Origin of the sequence: Desulfatitalea tepidiphila, from assembly GCF_001293685.1 — a bacterium.
Classification (GTDB): Bacteria; Desulfobacterota; Desulfobacteria; order Desulfobacterales; family Desulfosarcinaceae; genus Desulfatitalea; species Desulfatitalea tepidiphila.
The window spans coordinates 2639761-2659685 of the sequence record NZ_BCAG01000003.1 but is presented as its reverse complement, the minus strand read 5'-3'; the positions used below and the strand labels follow the sequence as shown (position 1 = coordinate 2659685).

General features: G+C 58.9%; 17 protein-coding genes. 3 read left to right on the top strand and 14 right to left on the bottom strand.

The annotated features are described in order from the left end of the window. Positions 1 to 160 precede the first annotated feature (160 nt). Together DFT_RS16355 and DFT_RS16350 are read left to right on the top strand one after the other, a co-directional pair. Positions 161 to 1201, top strand: coding sequence for a M42 family metallopeptidase (locus DFT_RS16355; protein ID WP_054032215.1), 1041 nt, complete (start codon positions 161 to 163; stop codon positions 1199 to 1201). 104 nt (positions 1202 to 1305) lie between these two features. Beyond that, positions 1306 to 2007 carry a hypothetical protein gene (locus tag DFT_RS16350; protein WP_200907068.1) on the top strand — a complete coding sequence of 234 codons (702 nt, stop codon included), beginning with the start codon at positions 1306 to 1308 and terminating at the stop codon, positions 2005 to 2007. Between the two features lie 16 nt (positions 2008 to 2023). Here the strand turns inward: DFT_RS16350 and DFT_RS16345 are convergent, their stop codons facing one another. The 9 genes from DFT_RS16345 to DFT_RS16305 form a co-directional block, all read right to left on the bottom strand. Beyond that, the gene (locus DFT_RS16345; RefSeq protein ID WP_054032213.1) at positions 2024 to 2611 is read right to left on the bottom strand and encodes a YkgJ family cysteine cluster protein; all 588 of its coding nucleotides are present in this window, start codon (positions 2609 to 2611) and stop codon (positions 2024 to 2026) included. 89 nt (positions 2612 to 2700) lie between these two features. Then, positions 2701 to 5844, bottom strand: coding sequence for an AsmA-like C-terminal domain-containing protein (locus DFT_RS16340; RefSeq protein WP_054032212.1), 3144 nt, complete (start codon positions 5842 to 5844; stop codon positions 2701 to 2703). Continuing rightward, positions 5826 to 7121 (bottom strand): helix-turn-helix domain-containing protein, encoded by a 1296-nt coding sequence (locus DFT_RS16335; RefSeq protein WP_054032211.1) that lies wholly within the window; start codon positions 7119 to 7121, stop codon positions 5826 to 5828. Before DFT_RS16335 ends, DFT_RS16340 begins: the two co-directional genes overlap by 19 nt. Before the next feature lie 19 nt (positions 7122 to 7140). Continuing rightward, positions 7141 to 7359 (bottom strand): hypothetical protein, encoded by a 219-nt coding sequence (locus DFT_RS16330; RefSeq protein ID WP_054032210.1) that lies wholly within the window; start codon positions 7357 to 7359, stop codon positions 7141 to 7143. Positions 7360 to 7557: 198 nt separating this feature from the next. Further along, entirely contained in the window at positions 7558 to 8859 is a 1302-nt protein-coding gene (locus tag DFT_RS16325) for a DUF401 family protein (protein WP_054032209.1), read from the bottom strand. A gap of 35 nt (positions 8860 to 8894) precedes the next feature. Beyond that, entirely contained in the window at positions 8895 to 9818 is a 924-nt protein-coding gene (gene prmA / locus DFT_RS16320) for a 50S ribosomal protein L11 methyltransferase (RefSeq protein WP_076750746.1), read from the bottom strand. Between the two features lie 55 nt (positions 9819 to 9873). Further along, positions 9874 to 11229 carry a magnesium transporter gene (mgtE, locus tag DFT_RS16315; RefSeq protein WP_054032207.1) on the bottom strand — a complete coding sequence of 452 codons (1356 nt, stop codon included), beginning with the start codon at positions 11227 to 11229 and terminating at the stop codon, positions 9874 to 9876. Positions 11230 to 11700: 471 nt separating this feature from the next. Beyond that, positions 11701 to 12096 carry a hypothetical protein gene (locus tag DFT_RS16310; RefSeq protein WP_054032206.1) on the bottom strand — a complete coding sequence of 132 codons (396 nt, stop codon included), beginning with the start codon at positions 12094 to 12096 and terminating at the stop codon, positions 11701 to 11703. Between the two features lie 270 nt (positions 12097 to 12366). After that, positions 12367 to 13662, bottom strand: a complete 1296-nt coding sequence (locus tag DFT_RS16305) for a radical SAM protein (protein WP_076750598.1) — start codon at positions 13660 to 13662, stop codon at positions 12367 to 12369. Here DFT_RS16305 and DFT_RS25950 point away from each other — a divergent pair. Beyond that, positions 13661 to 13909, top strand: coding sequence for a hypothetical protein (locus DFT_RS25950; RefSeq protein ID WP_076750596.1), 249 nt, complete (start codon positions 13661 to 13663; stop codon positions 13907 to 13909). The two genes, DFT_RS16305 and DFT_RS25950, sit on opposite strands and share 2 nt — an antisense overlap. A 23-nt stretch (positions 13910 to 13932) precedes the next feature. Here the strand turns inward: DFT_RS25950 and DFT_RS16300 are convergent, their stop codons facing one another. From DFT_RS16300 to DFT_RS16280, 5 genes are all read right to left on the bottom strand, one after another. Then, positions 13933 to 15261, bottom strand: coding sequence for an L-lactate MFS transporter (locus tag DFT_RS16300; protein WP_054032205.1), 1329 nt, complete (start codon positions 15259 to 15261; stop codon positions 13933 to 13935). 63 nt (positions 15262 to 15324) lie between these two features. Beyond that, positions 15325 to 15510 (bottom strand): histidine kinase, encoded by a 186-nt coding sequence (locus DFT_RS16295; RefSeq protein WP_152972026.1) that lies wholly within the window; start codon positions 15508 to 15510, stop codon positions 15325 to 15327. Positions 15511 to 15874: 364 nt separating this feature from the next. Then, positions 15875 to 17299 carry a sigma-54-dependent transcriptional regulator gene (locus DFT_RS16290; RefSeq protein ID WP_054032203.1) on the bottom strand — a complete coding sequence of 475 codons (1425 nt, stop codon included), beginning with the start codon at positions 17297 to 17299 and terminating at the stop codon, positions 15875 to 15877. After that, complete coding sequence (locus DFT_RS16285; protein ID WP_161807181.1) at positions 17290 to 18816, bottom strand: cache domain-containing protein; 1527 nt, start codon at positions 18814 to 18816, stop codon at positions 17290 to 17292. Before DFT_RS16285 ends, DFT_RS16290 begins: the two co-directional genes overlap by 10 nt. A 154-nt stretch (positions 18817 to 18970) precedes the next feature. After that, entirely contained in the window at positions 18971 to 19345 is a 375-nt protein-coding gene (locus tag DFT_RS16280; protein ID WP_054032201.1) for a YkgJ family cysteine cluster protein, read from the bottom strand. Positions 19346 to 19925 lie beyond the last annotated feature (580 nt).

Sequence of the window (19925 nt, the reverse complement as noted above, 5' to 3'; positions counted from 1 at the left end):
CAATGTATCCCGCTGAAAAAGGGACCGCGCGTTGCGCATCGCTATCGAGCAGGCGGCACTGCCGCTAACCCACCCACCTTACTGGGGCTTTTCAACTTGATGATTAAGCGGGTTTGGGATAGGTTCGAACACCCTTTCATTTTGCTCGAGGAGTTGACCTATGGCGTATGATCTTTTGAGGCAGTTGGTCGAAACGCCCGGCGTCCCGGGACGTGAGGAGCGCGTCCGGGAACTCGTTGCGGAAAAGTTTTCGGCCTTCGGCGGGCAGATTTCCACCGATGCCATGGGCAGCCTGATTGCCCATATACCCGGCAAAGGCCCGCGACTGGCCTTGATCGCGCATATGGATGAAATCGGTTTTCTGGTGAGCAAGATCGAGCCCCAGGGATTTGTCCGCGTCATGCCCATGGGGGGGATCGACGCGCGGGTGTTCGGTGCCCAGAAGGTCATGGTGCATGGACGCCGGGATCTGCCCGGCATCGTCGGCAGCATACCACCCCATCTTCAGAAAAAGGCCAGCGGCCCGGAAGCAAAGAACGCCTTGCCCATCGAAGAGAGCTTCATCGATTTGGGACTTCCCGCCGAACAGGTCCTGGCGTCGGTCAGAGTGGGCGATCCGGTGACCTTCGCCACGGACGGCTGGGAAAACGAACATGCCTTTTTCGCCAAGGCCCTCGATGACCGTGTCGGCCTTTTCGTCATGCTCAGCGCCGTGGCGCAGGCCAAAAAATTGGATTGCGATCTGTTTTTGATTGCCTCTACTCAGGAGGAGTACGGACTACGGGGCGCCGGACCGGCCGTGTTTGCGACCCAGGCCGAGATCGTTCTGGCCCTGGAGGGCACGGTGGCGTCGGATACACCGGGATTGAAGCTGCCGCCCAACACCCTTGCGACCACCCAGGGAAAGGGCCCGGAGATCCGCATCTCGGACCAGCGCATGATCTCCGATCGGCGATTGGTGGACTTTCTCGTCGAGACCGCGGAGGCCGCGGCCATTCCCCACCAGCTCATCGTCAAGAACACGGGGGCCACCGATGCGGCCATCAGTCAGACCACTGGGCCTGGCGTCAAGGTGTGCGCCCTGTCCGTACCGACGCGCTATATCCATTCACCCATGAGTGTGGTGCAGAAGAGGGACGTGCAAAGCACCATCGATCTGGTCGTGGCGGTTCTGGAAACTGTTTCAACAATTAACCTTTGACGACACCGTCCGGCAAAGAGTGTTCGAATTCATTTGTCCCGATGATTTGTCCAAAGTGCCATTTTGAACAGGATGACGGCGGAACGGAGTGCGTTGCCTGCGGCGTGATTTTTGCCAAGATCCGCCGGCCTGCGGACCGGAAGGCGGCCTATCCGACCGAAGCAGAGGACAACGCTTCCGAGGCATCCCCTGAGGGCACCCTGAAGACACTGCTGCTGCCGCCGCAGCCGGTCAATCCCAACCCGCTGGTCGTGGGGGGCAGGGCTCTGTTGCTGGCACTGCTGTTTATCTGGAGTTTCTCTTTCCTCTTTGCTTCCATCGAGTCCAATGCAGCGGGGCGCAGTGTCATGCACCTGGTCAACCTGCCGTTTCACGAGGCGGGCCACATTATTTTCAGCCCTTTCGGGCGATTCATACAGGTGCTGGGCGGCACCCTCGGACAGCTGCTCATGCCGGCGGTTTGCATGGGGGTGTTGCTCCTGCAGACCCGGGATGCCTTCGGCGCGGCAGCGGCCCAGTGGTGGCTGGCCGAGAGCTTCATGGACATCGCGCCGTATATTAACGATGCGCGGGCCCTCGACTTGGTGCTTCTCGGCGGGGTGACCGGCAAGGAGGTGGCCGATTACCATGACTGGGAATATCTGCTGCGCACCACCGGGCTCCTCAAAATGGATCATGCGCTGGCCTGCCTGTCCCAAGGCATCGGCATCGTCCTGATGATCGCCGCTCTGGTGTGGATGGCGCTGAACGTCTGGATTCAGTACGAGGCCTGCCGCACAACAACAACCCGCTGGCAGCGATTCTAAATAGGCACTAACCGGTTTAGGTGGAGGCTGGGACCATCATCCGGTTGATGACGATGCCATGCGTCCTGCCGTACATCATGACGGCTTCGGGCTTGAAGGCCCCGGCAAGGTAGGTCGTCAGAAAGGCCGGCGTGTCGAGCATGTGCAGGATGTAAGAGATGTGGCCGGTGTATCCATTGGGATCGAGGGCTTGCAGCGACGCGATGGCCTCGTCGGCCCATGCCATCGCCTCCCGGTGGAGCAACGGCGGTTGCTCGGGACCGCATCGTTTCATGGAGTAGATTCGGCGGCAGGCAAATGGCCGGATGTCGTAGATGCGGCAGGCCATATTCTTCAGGAGAAAAGGACAGGGGGACGGCCGGCCTTTTTCGCGCCTGCGGGCATCCCGGTCGATGGCGTTCTCCAGGGCGGCCCGTTGGGGCCGCGGCACCTGCCGGAGGTGCTGCCGCATCCGCAGTCCTTCCAAGGTGGTGATGTCGATGCGGCCGGCGTCCGTGCAGCAGAAGGCGCAGCCTTTGGCACACGCGGCCGCTTGCCGGAATTGCGCTGTCCGGGCCGCATGCAGGTCGTAGATCTCCGTGAGTTTATCCAATATGGGCGTCATGTTCTCCGCTTTACAGGTTGGGGCGCTTGCCATTGCCGTCCGACAGCATCTGTTTGCGAATTCATCAACTCTTTTCCGTCCGTTTGTTTTTATGGCGCCGGTGTCTGCGGCGGCTCTTCAGCGTTTTCCTGGGGCCTGCTCCGGTCTTTGTTATCGTCATTGGATGACGGTAATATCGGTTCGATCAATTGGAAAGGTGTCTTCAGGATTTCCTCCAGAATACCGACCAGCCGGGACCCGATTGCCTTGGGAGACAACGGGATCACGCGGGGGTTGTGAAATGGACCGGTCACCCCCACCGGAACGGCCACCAGGGTGCCTTTGAGGATTCGGCCCACCAGCGGCAGGTGTCGTACCAGCGCATCCACCGTGGTGAGCGGCGAGACGAGCACGTCCAGATCGAGCTGCCGGGTGTCCATGTGGATGGTTCCCGCAGCGACCATGTTCAGAGAATCCGCAAGCAGGTCGGCCTGATAGAGATCGATCCGGTTGTCTTTGATCTGCAGCTGCATATCGATGCGGTTGTATTTGAAATCACGCTCGCGCAGATCGGGCAGGTCGCCGGCGATGAGCTTGTTGATTGTCAGGTAGGTAAGGATATTGGTGAAGATACCCGCCCCGCCCACATTGACGATCTTTCCGTCGTAGGCCTTCAGGTCGATGACGCCCTGCAGGCGGCGCATGATCTCTTCCGGGTTTTGTCCGGATGAGGAGAGCCTCCCTGAGACATCGAAGGTCCCTTCGACGCGTTCCGTGGTCTCACCGCCGACCAGGCAACCCCCGGAATATTGGACCGCCTGCTGCCGGGCATAGGGTTCGATCTCCATCGTCCATCCCGCGGGTGTCCAGCGCAGTTCCCCCCTGGCGGATATGCCGCACAGCCGTCCCTGCTTCAAGGTGACGGTGGACTGGTTATCTTTCAGCTCGGCAGTGGCCCGCAGCGAATCGAAGATCCGCTGTTGAACGGTCATGCGGTCGATCCGCATCTCGATGACGCCCCGGAAAACGGGCGTCTGGCGGGGCTCGGGTCTGTCGGTGGCCGGCTTTTCCTTCACCTGTCGATAGGCGGCCAGGAGCGGATCCAAATCCAGGGATTCGCTGTCGAGCGCCAGGGCCAGTTCAATCCTGTTTTCGTCCAGGCGGGCATCTCCCGAGAGAACGCAGCGCTGTCCGGCGTAGGACAGATCCAGAAGAGCGATGGCCAACGTGTCGCCGCGCAGGTCCAGAGCAGCCCGGTGGATGTCGACCGCGGGCGCCGACGGCAGCGGCAGCCGCACCTCGGAAGCTTCCAGAGGGCCGGTGGCAGTGATCTGCATGGGATGGGCATACGCCACCTGGGCCGTCACGTCGCCTTTGATCCACCCCCCGGTGTTGTCCTGGGGCCATACTTTGGCCAGGGTCGAGCGCGCCAGATGACCGCTGAAACGGACGTCCAATTGCTTCCGGGCACGGTCGTGGGACGCGGTGAAGGTTGCGGACGACTGCTCGTCGGTCAGGCTCAGGCGCTGAAGATCGGCGCCATCGATGGGTAGGGTGAACTCGGCCGATATCGCCAGTTCCTGGGGCAATTTGAAATCCCCCCGCAGCCCCATGCGTCCTCGTGACAGCCAGGCGTCACAGGTGCCGCTTTCGATGCGGATCGGCGCGGGCAGGCGATCGTGGTCGGCCGTCAGGGCGATGTCATCGGCCGTGACCCGGACCTCCAGGTTGTTCACATCGCCCGATAGGCCGAGCCGGCCCGAAACTGTACCCTCGAGCGCCTTGAGCCTTGCCAGTTCCGCCTGTGCGCCGGGCCCTGAAAGCACCCGGGCGAGTATGGGCGGCCATTCCGAAAGCGCGGCGACGACCCTGATGTCCAGTTTCAGGCGCAGGGGATCTTCCGTGAGGTCCAGCTCGAGATTGCCGTCCTGTCCCCGGGTCTTGCCCATCCGGGCGGAGGTCTTGCGGGTGGTCAGGACGCCGTTTTTCATCTGCCATTGGCCGCTGACATCGGTCAGGTGCAGGTCCGGGCCCGGTATGAAGAGTCGGGTGTCGCCGGCTTCGCCCGAGATCGTCATGCGGCCCGTCCGCCAGAGTTCTTCCCAGGAGCCGCCGCTGCTGGTCAGCATCATGTGATCGAGGGTGCCGCCTCGAATGACATTCAGCAGCGTCCATAATTGCAAATCCGGTAAAAAGGCGAGCATGTCCCGTCGCAGACGGGTGACATCGGTATCGCGGGCCTTCATCGAGAGCTGCCAACCGGCTGTATCGGCCGCTGGATCTCTTTGCCAGGTCAACTCGCCGTTCAATTCGGCCTTGGGGGTGGCTGTTTTCACCCGGGTAAAGACGACCTCGAGCTGTTCCGGCGTCATCAGAAGGGAGCCTTCGATCGCAATGCTTTTAAACTCGATGCGGCCTTCGTCTCTTTTCAGGCGGGCATTGGGCGACGAGAAGGAAAATTTTGTCCGCCAGGTTTCGAATCCTTCGGTTTCGAACTTGACATCGAGGTCGGGTTCGGCCTGAAGCCGCGTGGCCGCCGGCCCCGATTGAACTACGGCAGCCAAGGCGTCGGTGTCCAGCCGCTTCAGCCGGATGCGCCCGCTGCCGTCAAGGGTCTGTCGATCCAGTTCAGCTTCGATGTCGAATTCGCCGGCCAGATCTCCACGACCTTCAATGCGCAACACGACCGCGTCATCTTCCTCGATCAAGGCGGCCGACATGCTATCGAGGCGCACGGATGCCGTCGGCCCGTGTCGCAGCGTCACCCGGGCGTTGTCGATGTCCACCCGGCATTCTTGCGGGATGCGGGCCAGGACCGCCTTCAGCATGCGGGGGTCGGCGGACGGTGCAAGCATCGCCATCGCATCCGGCGGTTGGTCTTGGCGTCGGGGGAGCGTGAGCGAGAGCGTCGGGCTTTGAACGATCACGGCCCCCGGACGCAGGCGGCCGGTCAACAGCGGGATCACTTGGGGATAAACGATGACCGCGGCGGCGTCGAGCTGGAGGCTTTCGGGCAGGGCATAATGAACATCGACAAGAAGGAGATGCGGCAGAGGAAAGAGACCCGGTCGCAGCCGGTCGATATCGATTCGGCCGGGGATCGTCTGGCCGGCCAGAGCCAAAACCTTGGTCTTCACCGCTTCGATGTTGAGCAGGGAGGGCAGCAGGAAATGAAGGCCCAGGACAAGGGCCACCAACGCCCCGGCACCCCACAGGCCCCATCGCACGGCCCGTTTTAGAGGATTTTCAACCATAACAACCGAGCGATACGCTCCGGCCCGCATCTCCACTGCGTCGGCGTGTCGTGGGTCAGGAAGATCACATCTCCGGGTCCCATGTGCCGCACCGTATTGTTGATCGTCACCTCCAGCTCGCCATCGATCAGATAGCCGAACTCTTCTCCCTTGTGGGTGAAGAAATGGGAGGGGATTTTCCGGCCGGCCGAGATTTCGATGATGTAAGGTTCCACGCCGGCAGGCAGGTCCGCCGGCAGCAAGTGGCGGCCGTCGATGCTGCCCTTGGGCATCTGGGAAAATTGAACGCGTTTGCCTTCACCGGAGAAAATCGTGGGCTTGCGTTCTTCTCCGTTCTTGTTGAAAAAGTAGGCCGCCTCCACGCCGAGCACCTGGGCGGTTTTGACCAGGGCGGGCAGAGACGGATAGATCAGGTTGCTTTCGATCTGGGAGATGGTGCTGGGAGTGACGCCCACCAGCACGGCCAGCTCTTTCTGGGAGAGCCCCTGGCGGGTGCGGATCGACTTGAGGCGGCCGCCCAGGTCGATTTTTTCGGTCATGGACCGGTCGGCATCGAAACCCACGGCCATACCGTCGGCCCAGAAGAGTTCCGGTTTGTTCAGGGTGTCAGGGTGGCGTTTGTGGGCCTTGAGGATCGTCAGGGCGCTCTTGCCTCGACGCACCCCCAGCTCGATGGCCACCTGGGCGATCTGGTTGATGTGGGCTTTGAGACGATGGCTGTGGGCCCCCTTTTCGATGATCCAGTAGGCGATGGTCTGCAGTTCGTAAAGCCGCGGGCAGGATCGCGAGTAGAACTTTAAAATGTTCTCTTCCCCCTCCCACAAGTCCTGCATTCCGGTCAGGCTTTCGAAGACAAAGCGCACGTCACCCGTCAGCTGCCGATGAATGTCGTAAATGGCCTTGGCCACCAGCTCGGGTTTCCATGGTTCGTCCGTTCGGACGATGCGGCAGGGCCATTGCACGCCCCGCTGTGCATAAAAGTTGGCGAAGACCGACGAACCGTCGCCCTTGCCATGGGTAAAACAGTCCAGGATGGTCAGGTCGTTGTACTCGGCCAACGGTCCCAGCTCCTCCATGAGGCTCTTGGGCGAACGGTCGAAGGAGACGTAGACCATCGGCTTGTGTTGCTTCTGGGATTCGCGGATGAAGTTGAGTGTGAAAGGAAAAGCCAGGCTGCCGGCCTCGTCATACCAGATGACGTTGTCGCCGATAAACAGGCCGTCCAGGCGCTGGTCAAGGGCCTTCAATCCCGTGGAAACCCGTTTCTTGTCAGGCATACGGTTGCGTCCTATCGGCTCATTCCTTCGGCCAGATCTCATTGTCACGCTCCTGTGTGACGTAGCAGAAGCGATCCCAGTCGAATTCCCGCCCCGAGATCGGGCAGCGCAATTTGACCTTGGCCTCACTGACGCCGATCACTTCCCAATCGCCGCCGCGTTTGCCGCCTTCGATGCGGATCTTCTGCCCGACCTCGAAAGGGTAGGGTTCGAAAAGGGTCACCTTGTAACGTTGCATATCAACCTCCTGATAGATAGTGCCATCCACAAATGGCCAATTGGCCCGATATCGGCCTTGCGCGCAAAATTTAATCCTCGGAACATCGACCATATGCCTGCGGTTAAATTTTTCGCGCGCCTTGATCTCGACCCAATTTGCCTATTTGTGGACGAGCACTGAATACGAAAAATTCGGGCCTGATCGTATCGGCCTGCTTCAACCCATCCAATAGCACAACATCAGAAAATAGGCCACGGCGCCGATCAACAGGGCCAGCAAGGGCAAGCGCATGAGCCGGTACACCGGAACGAGGGTCGTTTGAAAGTATTCGTTGGAGAGGAGGAAACAGAGGTGCAGAGGGGAGACGAGCACGCCGGCGAAACCGCTGGCCAGGGCAAGCATGAGGTAGGGCAGCATCAGGCCGTGGTGCCCCATGGTGTCGATCAGCGAGATCAGAATGGGAAACGTGGTGCCCACGAAGGCGATGGTGATCCCGGCCACCGTTCCCACCAGAAACGGCAGGAGCATGGTAATGGGCGTCAAGGGGATCTGCCAGCGGAGCATCTCGTCGCTGACCTGGTCCACGGCGTGGCTGTCTTCCAGAATGCCTCCGAAAATCAATATGGCCGCCACCATGTAAACCATTTTGAGCAGGGCCGGATTTTGAACGATGTTGCGGCGCGTGGTCCAATCCATACGATTGGCCTGCCAGACCCAGAACAAGGCGATGAACAGCGCCAGTACGAGTCCCGCCTCCTTGGCGATCGGCCGCATCGGTGCTGGAAAAATGCCGGAAAAGAGCGATCCGATGGTCACGCCGAAGATGATGACGAAGGCGATGGGCGCCAGTTCTTTAAAAAACGGGAGGATGGCCTTGCGCCGGACCTGCTTTTCCAAGGCCGGCACCGCACCGCGCAGGGGCCAGTATCCGGCAAGCACCGCAACCAGGGTCAGCGGAGCCGATAACACCACCAGACGCCAGAGGTCGATATTGGCCAGGGCCGTGGTCAAAAGGATCCCGGGGTAGAGCGGCCACCAATATTCCCAGATATGGCGAAACCAGTAGTTGATATAGCTCAACTGGGCTGCCGACAGGCGATGGCCCTGGCCCAGGGTCTTGACCATGGGGGCCGAAAAAATGGCACCACCCGGCATGGGCAGCAGACCGATCAGGGCCGGAAAGATCACCAGGTTTATTTTGGGCTTTTGAATCATCCCCTTGAACGCATCGAGCAGCCGGGCCATCTGGCCCGATTTTTCCAGGGTGTGGCTGAGGACCAGGATCAACGACACCACCAGCGCCAGGCTGAGGGTCTTGGGATGGGCCAGCGCCCCTCCCATCGAACGTGCGATGGCCAGCGGCCCCATGCCGAAAACGATGCCCATGCCGATGGCCCCTGTCAAAAAGGCGCTGCCCAGCGACCAGTGGCGTTTGATAGCGATCAGCACCAGGGTGAAGATCAGCAGAATGCGCACGATGGCGGGAATCGCGTCGATCCAGGTAAGAATAACGTCCAATCCGGTTCCTTTTCGTCAGGCTTGGGGTTTCGGGATCACGGGCGCAACCGCCCGGCCAGGGCCACCCAGTCGCCGCGCTCGAGGATTGTTTCCACGCGAAAGCCGCGGGCCGTCATTTTGCGGGCCACCGAATCCCGTTGCGACTGGATGATGCCGGAGCAGATCAACCAGCCGCCCGGTTTGAGGACGGGGACCAGTCGATCGAGCAATTCGAGAATCACGTCGGCCAGGATATTGGCCACCACCCCATCATAGGTGGCGTCTATGGTGTCGGTCAGGTCGCCGCAGCGCAGCTCGTATCGGTCTGTCGGGATGTGGTTTTGACGTAAATTGGCTTCCGCCACGGTTACGGCCACGGGATCCAAATCGACGCCGGTCAGGCGGCCGGCCCCCAACTTGGCGGCCGCGATGAGCAGAATCCCCGATCCGGTGCCCACATCGAGAACGGCCTGTCCGGGCCGCATATATGTCTCGAGCAGTTGCACGCAGAGGGCGGTGGTGGGATGGGATCCGGTGCCGAAGGCCATGCCAGGGTCGATTTCAATCACCTGTTGGCCAGAGGTGGGCGTGTAGTCGCGCCAGGTGGGCTTGACCACCATGGTGGGGGTGATCTGCTCGGGGTAGAAAAAAGCTTTCCACGATTCGGCCCAATCCTGTTCGTCCACGGTCTTGTATTGCACCGAATAATTCATGGGATGCCTTCGGGCCAGATCGGCCAAGGCGTTTTCCAGGTCAAAACGCCGCTGCTCCAGGCGCTCATCCATGGCCAGGTAGCCCGACACGGCCGGTTCGGTGGGCAGGGGTACGGCATCGTCGCCCCATCCCTCGGCCGGTGTCAGATGGGGGTCGTCCACCACCACGCCGGTCACCCCCAGGTCCTGGAAGGCGGATGTGATCAGGTCGGCCGTCAATTCTTCGTTTTCACTGTGAAATGCCACCCGAGCGGCCATCCATTGCATGAATATCCCCAATTGATCGTTGTCTGCCGTCATCCGCCAGATGGATGGGCACCCGTTAGAAAACTTTCATCAAGATAAAGGCAATATAAAAATAGATGGCGATCCCTAATGCGTCGATAATCGTGGCGATGAAAGGCCCGGCGGTCAGGGCCGGATCGAGTTTCAATTTTTTAAGCACCAGGGGCATCAACCCGCCGATCAGGTTGGCGGTCAACAGTGTCGCCAGCAGGGCGGTGGCCACGATGATCCCCAGGACCATGTCATGATCCTGCAAAAAAACGCGGAAATAGGCCATCAGTCCCAGGGCACCGCCCAACAGCAGGCCCATTACCAGTTCGCGTCGAAAAACGCGACCGAAATCGGTCGGAGAGACTTCACCCAGGGCCATGCTGCGCACCATCATGGTGGCCGATTGGGTGCCGGCGTTACCGCAGGTGCCCATGACCATGGGAATGAAAAAAGCCAGCGCGAGCATCTGGTTGAGTACCGCCGCATTCATCTCCATGATGGTCGTGGAGATCAACGAGGTGAACAACAATACGGCCAGCCACAAGAAACGGCTCCAGAACAAGCGGGGGAGCGGCCTTTTGAAATATTGCTCGTCGAACGGCAACACCGCCGAAATGCGCTGGAAGTCTTCGGTGCTTTCGGCCTCGATGATGTCGATGACGTCGTCGACGGTAATGATGCCGAGCAAGCGGTTGTCCTTGTCCACCACCGGTACGGCCAGCAGGTCGTATTTGGAGATGACGGCGGCCACCTCTTCGATATCCAGATCGTGGGGCACGCTGATCGCATTGGTTTCCATGATGGTATCCAGGGTGGCCCGCGGTTTGGACATGATCAGATCCCGAAGGGAGGTGATGCCGATGAGATGGCGATCCTCATCGGTAATGTAAACATAATAGATGGTTTCTTTGTTGGGAGCTTGCAGGCGCAGTTTTTCCAGTGCCGTGGCCACCGTCAGGTATTTGGGGAGCATGGCGTATTCGGTGGTCATGACTGCGCCGGCCTGGCCCTCCTCATAGTGCCACAGTTTGCGGATGGCATTGCGCTCGGCCTGGGCGATGAGCGGCATGATGGCCTCGCGCACCTCGTCGTCGACGGCCTTGAGCAAATCCACGCGGTCATCCGGCTCCATGTTCTCCACGAAACGAAGCATGGTCTGGGCATTGGCCGCCTCCAGGCAGTCCTCCTGGGTTTCGATGGGCAGTTGGGCAAATGCCTCTATGGCCTTGTGATTGCCGACATCGGAAAGAATTTCAACGATCTTGGAGGGTTCCACCTCGTTTTCGACCAACACCTCGGCAATGTCGGAGGGGTGTTCGTTGCGAAGTGCCACGATCGCTTCTTGACGGGCGGCTGGGTCGTCGGCCATCCATAGCGGAATGAAATTGAGCGCTTGGGACATGATGCGCCTCCTGAACGTTTTTGCCGGACCATCGGCCCGACAATGTTCAGGGCGGCGCCTTAGGCGGAGCGCATGGGTGCGCGCGGTGAAAGGGCGGTCCTGTACCGGGGCCGAGTGGCTTTGAAGCGAAACGTTATGTCCTGACTAGGGGGTTGCGAATCGCAACTACCAGAGTCCTTTTCGTCCATTTTGGTCCTCATTGAATCGACAAAAACAATGCGACGGCCCCATGCCGCCACACCGCCCTTACTTGGTTCCGAACTCGTGCCCTTCCACGAATGAAAAATTTGCCGGTTCGTGCATGGGCATCCATTCATAATCGCCGGCGACGCTAATGCAAAAGACGTTAAAAATCAAGCGTAATGTTGATCTGTATCTTAGGGTTTGATCCCCGAGCCGTCTTGCCCATGGCTGTGGTAGTGCCCCCGCCCCCGTCTCATTGCAGGGGCGGGTTTTAATCCGATGATTGGATCAGGGCGTAAAGGCTTCCTGTTTGATTTGAAGGCCCTTGAACATGAAATCCCGAGACTCGTTATCCAGCTTGTTTTTAGCGATCTGTTCGGTTTTATACGTCACCCGTGCGCTGGTGGTGAGATTCATGGGATTCAATTTATACTTGGCGATGAGATGTTTTTGAAAGGCGGACTCTAAAGTCATCTGACTTTTCGTGTCGGAAACGAACTCTTCGTCGTTATAACTCTTGCCGGGCACCTGGTTCGAAAATACCGGGGTATGGTAGACGACTTTGTCCCGGTAAGAGTACGAAATGATGTATCCATAGGCCGTCTCTGCGGCCCAGCTCACGGGTGCTGCAACTGCGGTGATGACAAACAGAACGAGCATCAGTTTCAGACTTTTGATCATCATGGGGCACCTCCAATGTCCGTCAGGTCCAATGGTCGCATTCACAACTCTGTCGCAATGGCCATTTTCGATTCACCACTTTTTCATCACCAGTCGGTCCCTATCCGTTGCACATCGCCAGTCGCTGTTGGGCGCCTGTTTTTCCATTCTGGCATACGGGAAAAACAATGCCTCGGTTAAAATACGGCATCCCGCGCAAACGGGTCAAGGGCAAAAATTGTTCGACCTGTCGTGTGCTATGGCGTCCGGATCACGAAAAGGGTTTGAAAAAGTTCAATAAAAGGCCTCCTTGGGGGGGTTGAAATAGCCGAACTGCAGCTTCGGGTGGGCCATGCGCACGCAATTAAGAACCGCTTGGACGCCCAGCGGTGCTGAATGAACGGTCACTGCATTCATGATGTTCAGGTAGCGGACCGGATCGAAATTCAGGTTGCGCCACTGGATCATATGAATGGGATGAGCATTGAGGAAATTCAGCAAGGCTTCGCATTCTTCCGGCGTATCTGAAAATCCCGGGCAATTCAAATAGTTGATTGCCACATGGGCGCCGTGCCGCAAGGCCACATCAATGCCGTCGAGCACATCTTCAAAAGCATATCCCCTGGGCCGGAAGTAGGCCTCGTAGCAAGATTTGCGAACGCTGTTGATGCTGAACCGCAGGCTGTCCAAACCGGCCGTCAGCAGCCGGCCGATGCGTTCGGGCATGCTGCCGTTGGTATTCATATTGATGGTGCCTCGATCGGTTTTAGAGCGGATCAGCCCGATGGCGTCGCAGATGACATCGGTTTGCATCAAGGGGTCCCCCTCACACCCCTGGCCGAAACTGACGACGGCCCGATCGACCCGCATGATGTGCGTCAGGGCCACGGCGGCGATCTCTTCGGCCGTTGGTGTAAAGGCGATGCGATCCTGGCTGCTGGGCATGGCGCCGTCCATCTGAAGGGAGATGCATCCCAGGCAGCGGGCATTGCAGGTGGAGGAGGTCGGCAGGGGGGCTTCGTAGCGGCTCAGGAAAAAGTTTTTGCCGGCCGGGCAGCCGTAGGTCAGGGCACATTTTTCCAGATGCGCTCTCAACCGGTTATCGGAGAGCTCCCGTCGCATGCGACGCACCCCCGCCTCTATCTTGTCCAGGGGCATACGCCGCAGATCCTGGCGCGGTTCCGCATCGACCTGGACGGCGGCCGATCGGAACTTTCCACGGTGCCAGCCCACTGCGCCATATGAAAAAAGCGGCAGGAATCCGGCTTGGGGTCGCTCCTCGTAGGCTGCGGTATGGGTGATCATGTATCCCGGTGAATTAAAGGCCGCCACAGGGAAGATGGCGTTTCCAGGAGTGTACGGGTCCTCGGGCAACAACACCAGGCGTTTCTGCTGCAAGTCATAGAGCAATGGCGTTCGGTCCGGCAGATACATCAGTTCACTGCCCGGGGGCAGATTAAGGGTCTGCGACACATCCAGCGGCTGCTTCAGGGGCCCGTCGGCACCTACGGCGGCGTAGCCGGCCAGGTCGAATATTTCTCCTTTGTCATTGGCCACTACGGCCGTGACAAGTCTTGGGGGCTTGGTCATGTCGATGATCATTTCCTTCCGGGGCATCAAACCAAAACAGCAGGCCAGCATTACCAGAAATTGGCAGCCGGTCAAGTGGCCTGATGGCGATACAGCGATTCTGATTGCGTATTATTTTAGGTTCAGAACGGGATTCGGAAGGGGTAGAGACGCGGTGCAGGAGGAAAGGATCGCTCCGGCCGGGCCGTTTGCCGGAGCGATCTTGCGCACCCGCCCTGCTTTGATGATGTCCTTCGGAAAGAGCTGATCCAAAGGGCCGCCAATGGATCATCAGATGTAGCGTGATCCGAGATAGACATCGATCGGCTGCGCCCTGGCAAAATCGATCTTCGCCTTGAGTTGCGCCCACAAGCCGAGTCTGCCTTCCACGGGTTCGGGGGCCTTGGTCATCAGCGAGACCAGAGCACTGGCCGCCAGCAGGATACTGCACAGGAGGTAGGCAGTTTTCTGGGTGCCGGTTTGTGCCACGATCATTTGCGAGACACGGGGGAAAATAAACCCGCCGATGCCCCAGGCCGAAAAGAGCAGGCCGTAATTCATTCCGAAATTTTTCAACCCGAAATAGTCCTTGGTCACCGACGGGAACAAGGAGAGATTGGTGCCGTAGTTGAATCCCACCAGCGTGGCGGCGGAAACCAGGAGGACGGCCTCGGACTCTCCAATGAAGAGTAGCGACAGGATGACGGCCGATTGAAGGCTCATCATGATCAACAAGGTTTTGGTCCGACCGATCTTGTCGGAGATGACGCCGGCGGCGATGCGCCCGCCGGCATTACCGATGGCCATGAGCGCGACCACCACCCAGGCCAGTTCGCCCATGCTCTCCTTGGCCATGCCGGCCACGCCGCCGATGATGATCAGGGCGGCGCCTGCGCCGATGAAGTACATGACCCACAGTTTATAGAAGGAACCTGTCTTGAGCATATCCGTGGGCGAAAAATCGACCGCCGGCTTGGCCGGTTTGTCAATCCCCTTGCCAACTGTTGCCGCACCTGCAGGAACATACCCCTGGGGCGGATTTACCAGAAACATGGAGAGCAGGCAGACCACGGTCAGAAACGATACCCCGAAAATGAGCATGGCGCGGCTGAGGCCGAAGCCGGCAATGAGATAATTCGACAACGGTGCGATGTAGACCGAAGCCAAGCCGAATCCGGCCACCACCAGACCCGCGATCATTCCTGTTTTGGAGGCCGGAAACCATTTGATGGCCGGAGGTGTGGCCGAGGCGTATCCAAACCCGAGGCCCAGACCGGTTAAAATACCGAAGCCCAGGATCCAGGCGAACAGGGAGTTGGACTGGGAAATAACGATGAGGCCGACACCTGTGAGGATACCGCCGATGGCGGCGGTCAACCGCGGGCTGAGTTTGTCCTGGAGCCGACCCGCAAAAACCATGGCCACCGTGAACATCAGGCAGCAGACCGCGAAGGGATCGTTGAGCGAAGCGATATCCCAATTGAACACACCGTCCCGGGCCATCACCGAATCCTTGATCGCCTGTTTGAAAATACTCCACGTGTAAAGGATCCCCAATGCCAGGTTGATTCCCAGTCCGGCCATGGTGACGCTCCAGCCTCTGTTCTTGATCTGATTCATTGCCCTCTCCCTATGAAAGTGGATTATGCAGCGATATGTGCCCGTATCGCTCGCTGGTTCGGATCAGAGGGACCCGACGCCAACCGGGGTACCCCTCAACTCTTTCGACAACTGCACCAAACGCTCGGCTTGCTGGCGCATGATGTTCAACAAACGGCTGCGGTCTCCGCTATCCAGGCTTGGATAATCGGCCAGCAACTCGGTGAGACATTTGATGGACGCCAGCGAGTTGATGAATTCATGATTCACGGTTCGGTCCTCCTCCATCGTTGGGGACGATAATCCTGCCATGAGCCTCTCTCTCCTGTGCAACCCGCCTGGATGAAAGTGAATGAGATTCAGTGAATAGTTTTAAGCGACAGAATGAATTGAGTTCACCAATGGTTAATCAAAAGCCGTGCCACTTCGTTGGGTTTTCGCAACTAAACGAAATTAAATGATATTTTTGGAATTGGAGGTGGTGGTAACTTACCCGGGGCTACAACATAAGTTGTCAACTGGGGGGGTGATGGATTGGGCCGGTTTGAGATGGCTGTTGAGGCCAGGGGTTGGCGAGCGACAAAATACGTTGGTACAAAAAAGGTTGTGATTACAACCAAAGTTGTAATCACCACTATTTTTCTGGTTTGTCCGATTTCAAGCGTTTGCTCAGGGCCTGCTGGGAAACCCCTAAAAGCCTGGCGGCCTTGGACTGGTTGCCGCCACAGCGATCCAGGGCCTCCCGAATCAGCATTTGGGTCGCTTCCCTGATGGTCGGCAGGTTCGTGGGAAACAACAGGGTGTGGCCGCCATTCCCCGTCGTATGGGCCGGCAAAGGGCTTCTCGGCAAGCCGTCGCGACCGATATGGGCCCGAAAGGAGTCCAGCGAGAGCTCCCCTGACCGGTGGCGGCTGACTGCATCGAAGACCATGGATTCCAGTTCGCGGACATTGCCCGGAAAAGCGTGACTGGCCAATAGCGGGATGAGCTCCTGGGGAACTGTGGGTTTGGGTTTGCCCAGGCGTTCGGCGGCATCGGCGACGAAATGGTCGAGCAGCAGCGGGATATCGTCCAACCGTTCCCTGAGGGGCGGAATATAGATCCGATGGGTCTGCAGGCGGTAGTTGAGATCCTTGCGGAAGCGTCCCAGGTCGAGCAGCTCGGTGAGCCGCTGATTGGTGGCGGCGATGATGCGCGCATTGGCGGGCCGGGCGACGTCGGACCCCAAGGCAAAGTATTCGCCTTCCTGCAGCAGGCGCAGAAGTTTGACCTGGGAGGCCGGCGCCAGGTCGCCGATTTCGTCCAGAAACAGGGTGCCGCCGTCGGCCTGTTCGATCAGGCCGCCGCGCGGACTTTCGGCGCCGGTAAAGGCGCCTTTGACATGGCCGAAGAGGGTATCGGAAAAAACGGTGTCGTCCAACCCGGCGATGTTGACCGCCACGAAACGGCCCTTCAAGCCGCTCAACTGATGAATGGTCTGGGCGATCAGTTCTTTGCCTACACCGGTTTCCCCGCGGATCAGAACCGGCTGGCTGGTGGCGGCGATGGCTTCCACATATTGGAAGATGGCGAGCATCTTTTTATTTCGCGTGATGATGGCGGTGAAAACTTCCGGATGCTCCAAGCCGTCGCCCAGCAGATGATGCCTCAGGGAGCGGTTTTCGCGCTGGAGTTGCTGAAAGGCGATGGCCCGGTGGACGGCCGTGAGCAGCCGTTCCGGTTCGACCGGCTTGACGATGTAGTCAAACGCCCCGGCCTTGATGCAGCGCACGGCGGTATCCACGTCCACGGCCCCGGTGACAATGATGACCGGTATGTCCGGATAATCGCGACGCACATCGTCGAGGAGCCGATGGCCATCCACGTTGGGCATATTCAGGTCGAGCAGAATCGTTTCCACGGGGCTGTCGGCCAGCACGTCCATGACCCGGCGGCTGTCCTGGCAGGTGATGGTATGGTTCAGGCCCGCCATCTGCAAGGTGGTATCCACGGCCAGCAGGATATTGACCTCGTCGTCCACGATGAGTATGGGCCGGGGTGGATTGGGCGTCAGCGGCATGATCGGCCCCCCTCAGGTTCGTCGGTCGGAGTTATGCCGGCCGGCGGAAAGGCCACCCGGACCGTGGTACCGCTGCCCGGCGTCGACGTGAAGGTCATGCGGCCCCCATGGTCGTGAACGATACGGTCGGAGATGGCCAGTCCCAGGCCGGTGCCTCCCTTTTCGCGTCGCGTGGTGAAAAAGGGATCGGTAATACGCTTCAACACCTCTGGATCGATGCCTTCGCCCTGGTCCCGGATTTCCAGAAACACTTCGTTGTCCACCGGTTCATAGCCGGTGGTCACCGTGACGGCGCGCGTCATATCCGGCAGGGCCTGGCAGGCATTGACCACCAGGTTGATCACCACCTGTTCGATGCGCTGGGCGCTTCCCAGAATCGCCGGCAGCCCGGATTGACAATCGAGCCGGAAATGGCGTGTGGATTTGCTGATCAGGTTGGTGGTCAATCCCACTGCCTTGCCCACCACTTCGTTCAGGTTCACGTCGTCTTTCATCACCGGAGGCGTATCGCGGGCAAAGTCTTTCAGGTCGGCAACGATATCACGCACCCTGCGGGCGTCGTCGGTGATGCCGGCGAGCATTTGGGGGATGCGGTCGCGGATGCGGCTGTAGGTGGTGGCGCCGACTTGAAAATCGTCGTGTTGACGGCGGTGATCGTCGAGGATGGGCAATATGGCGTCCCAAATTTGGGCCAGGTTGGGTGCGTTGAGCATAACCGACGTGATCGGGTTGTTGATTTCGTGAGCCACGCCGGAAACAAGCGTGCCCAGCGAAACCATCTTGGCGGCCTGAAAGAGCTGTTCCTGCTTGAGCAACGCTTTTTCTTCGGCCAATCGCTTTTCGCGGGTCACCTTGGCGCCGTGCCAGACGATGTGGACCGAAAGGCCGACGATCAGCAGCAGGATCCAGATGCAGATAAGGGTCGTCTTGTGCGTGATGGCCGAGATTTGCGCCCGGACATCTTCGACATAGATGCCTGTCCCGATGATCCATCCCCAGGGTGCAAAACCCTGGACATAGGAAATTTTGGGCACGACGCGGGCAGGGTCGTCCATCCACTGCCATTGGTAATCGACAAATCCGGCGCCATCAGACTCGACGATGGCAACAAAGGCGACGAACAGGCGTTTGCCGGCCGGATCGGTAAAATCAGAGATGTCCTTGCCTTCCAGATCCGGGCGATAGGGGTGCATGATCATGCGCGGCTGCATGTCGTTGATCCAGAAATAGTCTTTCCGGTCTTCGCCGTATCGCAATCCGCGGATATGACGGATGGCTCTGGCCTGTGCTTCGTCGATGGTCAGCCGCCCCTGGCGAACCTGGCGGTCATAGCCGTCCAGGCTGCTCCAGGCCGAGGCCACCAGTTCGCGGATCACCTCGCGTTTGCCCTCCATCAGCCGCTCATGAAGCTCCGGAAGGATCAGCAGAAAGATGGTCGCGATGAACAGCAGGAGCGTGAGCACCACCGGCAAAAAGATGCGAATGGGGATGCGTGCGAACGTGTCGATGAAAGGCATTTTCATCATATACGGTCAGGAAGTTTTAAATTTCCATCAGCTTACCCCATCTCCGATGAAAATCAATTGTAAAAATCGCCGACCGCTGGCCGCCAGATCGCGACCATCGTGTTTCATGCCCTGACACAGTCAAGGAGAGGCAATGACAGATCCATCAGGCCGCTCTCGGCAGAGGATGGTCGTTGCTGCCGGGATTCGGTGGAAGCGCGGGCAGACCATGCGCCAGGCGCGCCTGAGCGCAGCGGGTGATAAACGCACTGTCCTGCCATGCCGGCAGAAAATTCCGGCATACCGATGACCTGCGCTCGTAGATGGTGCATGCCACCGAGACCCCGATGGTGCCGTTCAACGAGATGCAACGGGGCGGATGCTTTTCCGTTCCCTTCATGGCCACCATGAAATCATTGATCTTGACCGTCATTTCCGCTGGGACCCCACCCGGGCAGGCCAGGTCGGTTTCCGCCCAGTAGAAGGTTGCCCGGTAAAAGGCACAACAGGCGCCGCAGCTCAGACATGGATTATCTTCCATAGGTTTCTCGCAGTTTGATTTCCAATATCGATAGGTTGAATTCAAGGGTGTTGATTCAAGGCGTCTGGTTCTCCATGCGGGCGGGCATAAACCCCGCCCCTACACCGCCGTTTTATGGCAACGTACCGTGATGACCTAAAAACCTCGTAGGGGCGGGCTTTATGCCCGCCCGCAACGTCCACTAGAGCTAATGACAATGCTGTCATCTTGTGAATCCGCTTCTCGCAGCCCTTCCGGGGGGACCTCCCAGCGGAGCGGGCTTTTAGAGCAAGCAAAGAGAAAAGGCAAGCGAAATCGACTGGGGTGGATGGGCCGTATCGTTTGAAAAACCAGCAGGTTAAAATGTCGTGAAAATCGGCGGGGATGTCACCCGCGATCGGCTGTCGATGCCTGGGGAGTGATGTTGACGCTGATGATTGTCCGGAGGCGCCCGCTTATGTTCTTTATTGCCGAACATTATATCACATGGTGGAATATTTTAAGTTTTTTGGGTGACAAAACGACGCGCTTCGTGCTAGATTGAACCCGTTGACAAGGGCTTTTCTCAGATGACCCCCCATCATCCAGCCGTGAGTGACCG

Excerpts from the sequence above, each read along its gene's own strand:
- DFT_RS16305 (WP_076750598.1), bottom strand. The coding sequence starts at position 13,662 with ATGACCAAGCCCCCAAGACTTGTCACGGCCGTAGTGGCCAATGACAAA.
- DFT_RS25950 (WP_076750596.1), top strand. The coding sequence starts at position 13,661 with ATGTCGATGATCATTTCCTTCCGGGGCATCAAACCAAAACAGCAGGCC.
- DFT_RS16335 (WP_054032211.1), bottom strand. The coding sequence starts at position 7,121 with ATGCCTGACAAGAAACGGGTTTCCACGGGATTGAAGGCCCTTGACCAG.
- DFT_RS16300 (WP_054032205.1), bottom strand. The coding sequence starts at position 15,261 with ATGAATCAGATCAAGAACAGAGGCTGGAGCGTCACCATGGCCGGACTG.
- DFT_RS16285 (WP_161807181.1), bottom strand. The coding sequence starts at position 18,816 with ATGCCTTTCATCGACACGTTCGCACGCATCCCCATTCGCATCTTTTTG.
- DFT_RS16355 (WP_054032215.1), top strand. The coding sequence starts at position 161 with ATGGCGTATGATCTTTTGAGGCAGTTGGTCGAAACGCCCGGCGTCCCG.
- DFT_RS16340 (WP_054032212.1), bottom strand. The coding sequence starts at position 5,844 with ATGGTTGAAAATCCTCTAAAACGGGCCGTGCGATGGGGCCTGTGGGGT.
- mgtE (WP_054032207.1), bottom strand. The coding sequence starts at position 11,229 with ATGTCCCAAGCGCTCAATTTCATTCCGCTATGGATGGCCGACGACCCA.
- DFT_RS16290 (WP_054032203.1), bottom strand. The coding sequence starts at position 17,299 with ATGCCGCTGACGCCCAATCCACCCCGGCCCATACTCATCGTGGACGAC.
- DFT_RS16310 (WP_054032206.1), bottom strand. The coding sequence starts at position 12,096 with ATGATGATCAAAAGTCTGAAACTGATGCTCGTTCTGTTTGTCATCACC.
- DFT_RS16330 (WP_054032210.1), bottom strand. The coding sequence starts at position 7,359 with ATGCAACGTTACAAGGTGACCCTTTTCGAACCCTACCCTTTCGAGGTC.
- DFT_RS16280 (WP_054032201.1), bottom strand. The coding sequence starts at position 19,345 with ATGGAAGATAATCCATGTCTGAGCTGCGGCGCCTGTTGTGCCTTTTAC.
- DFT_RS16345 (WP_054032213.1), bottom strand. The coding sequence starts at position 2,611 with ATGACGCCCATATTGGATAAACTCACGGAGATCTACGACCTGCATGCG.
- prmA (WP_076750746.1), bottom strand. The coding sequence starts at position 9,818 with ATGCAATGGATGGCCGCTCGGGTGGCATTTCACAGTGAAAACGAAGAA.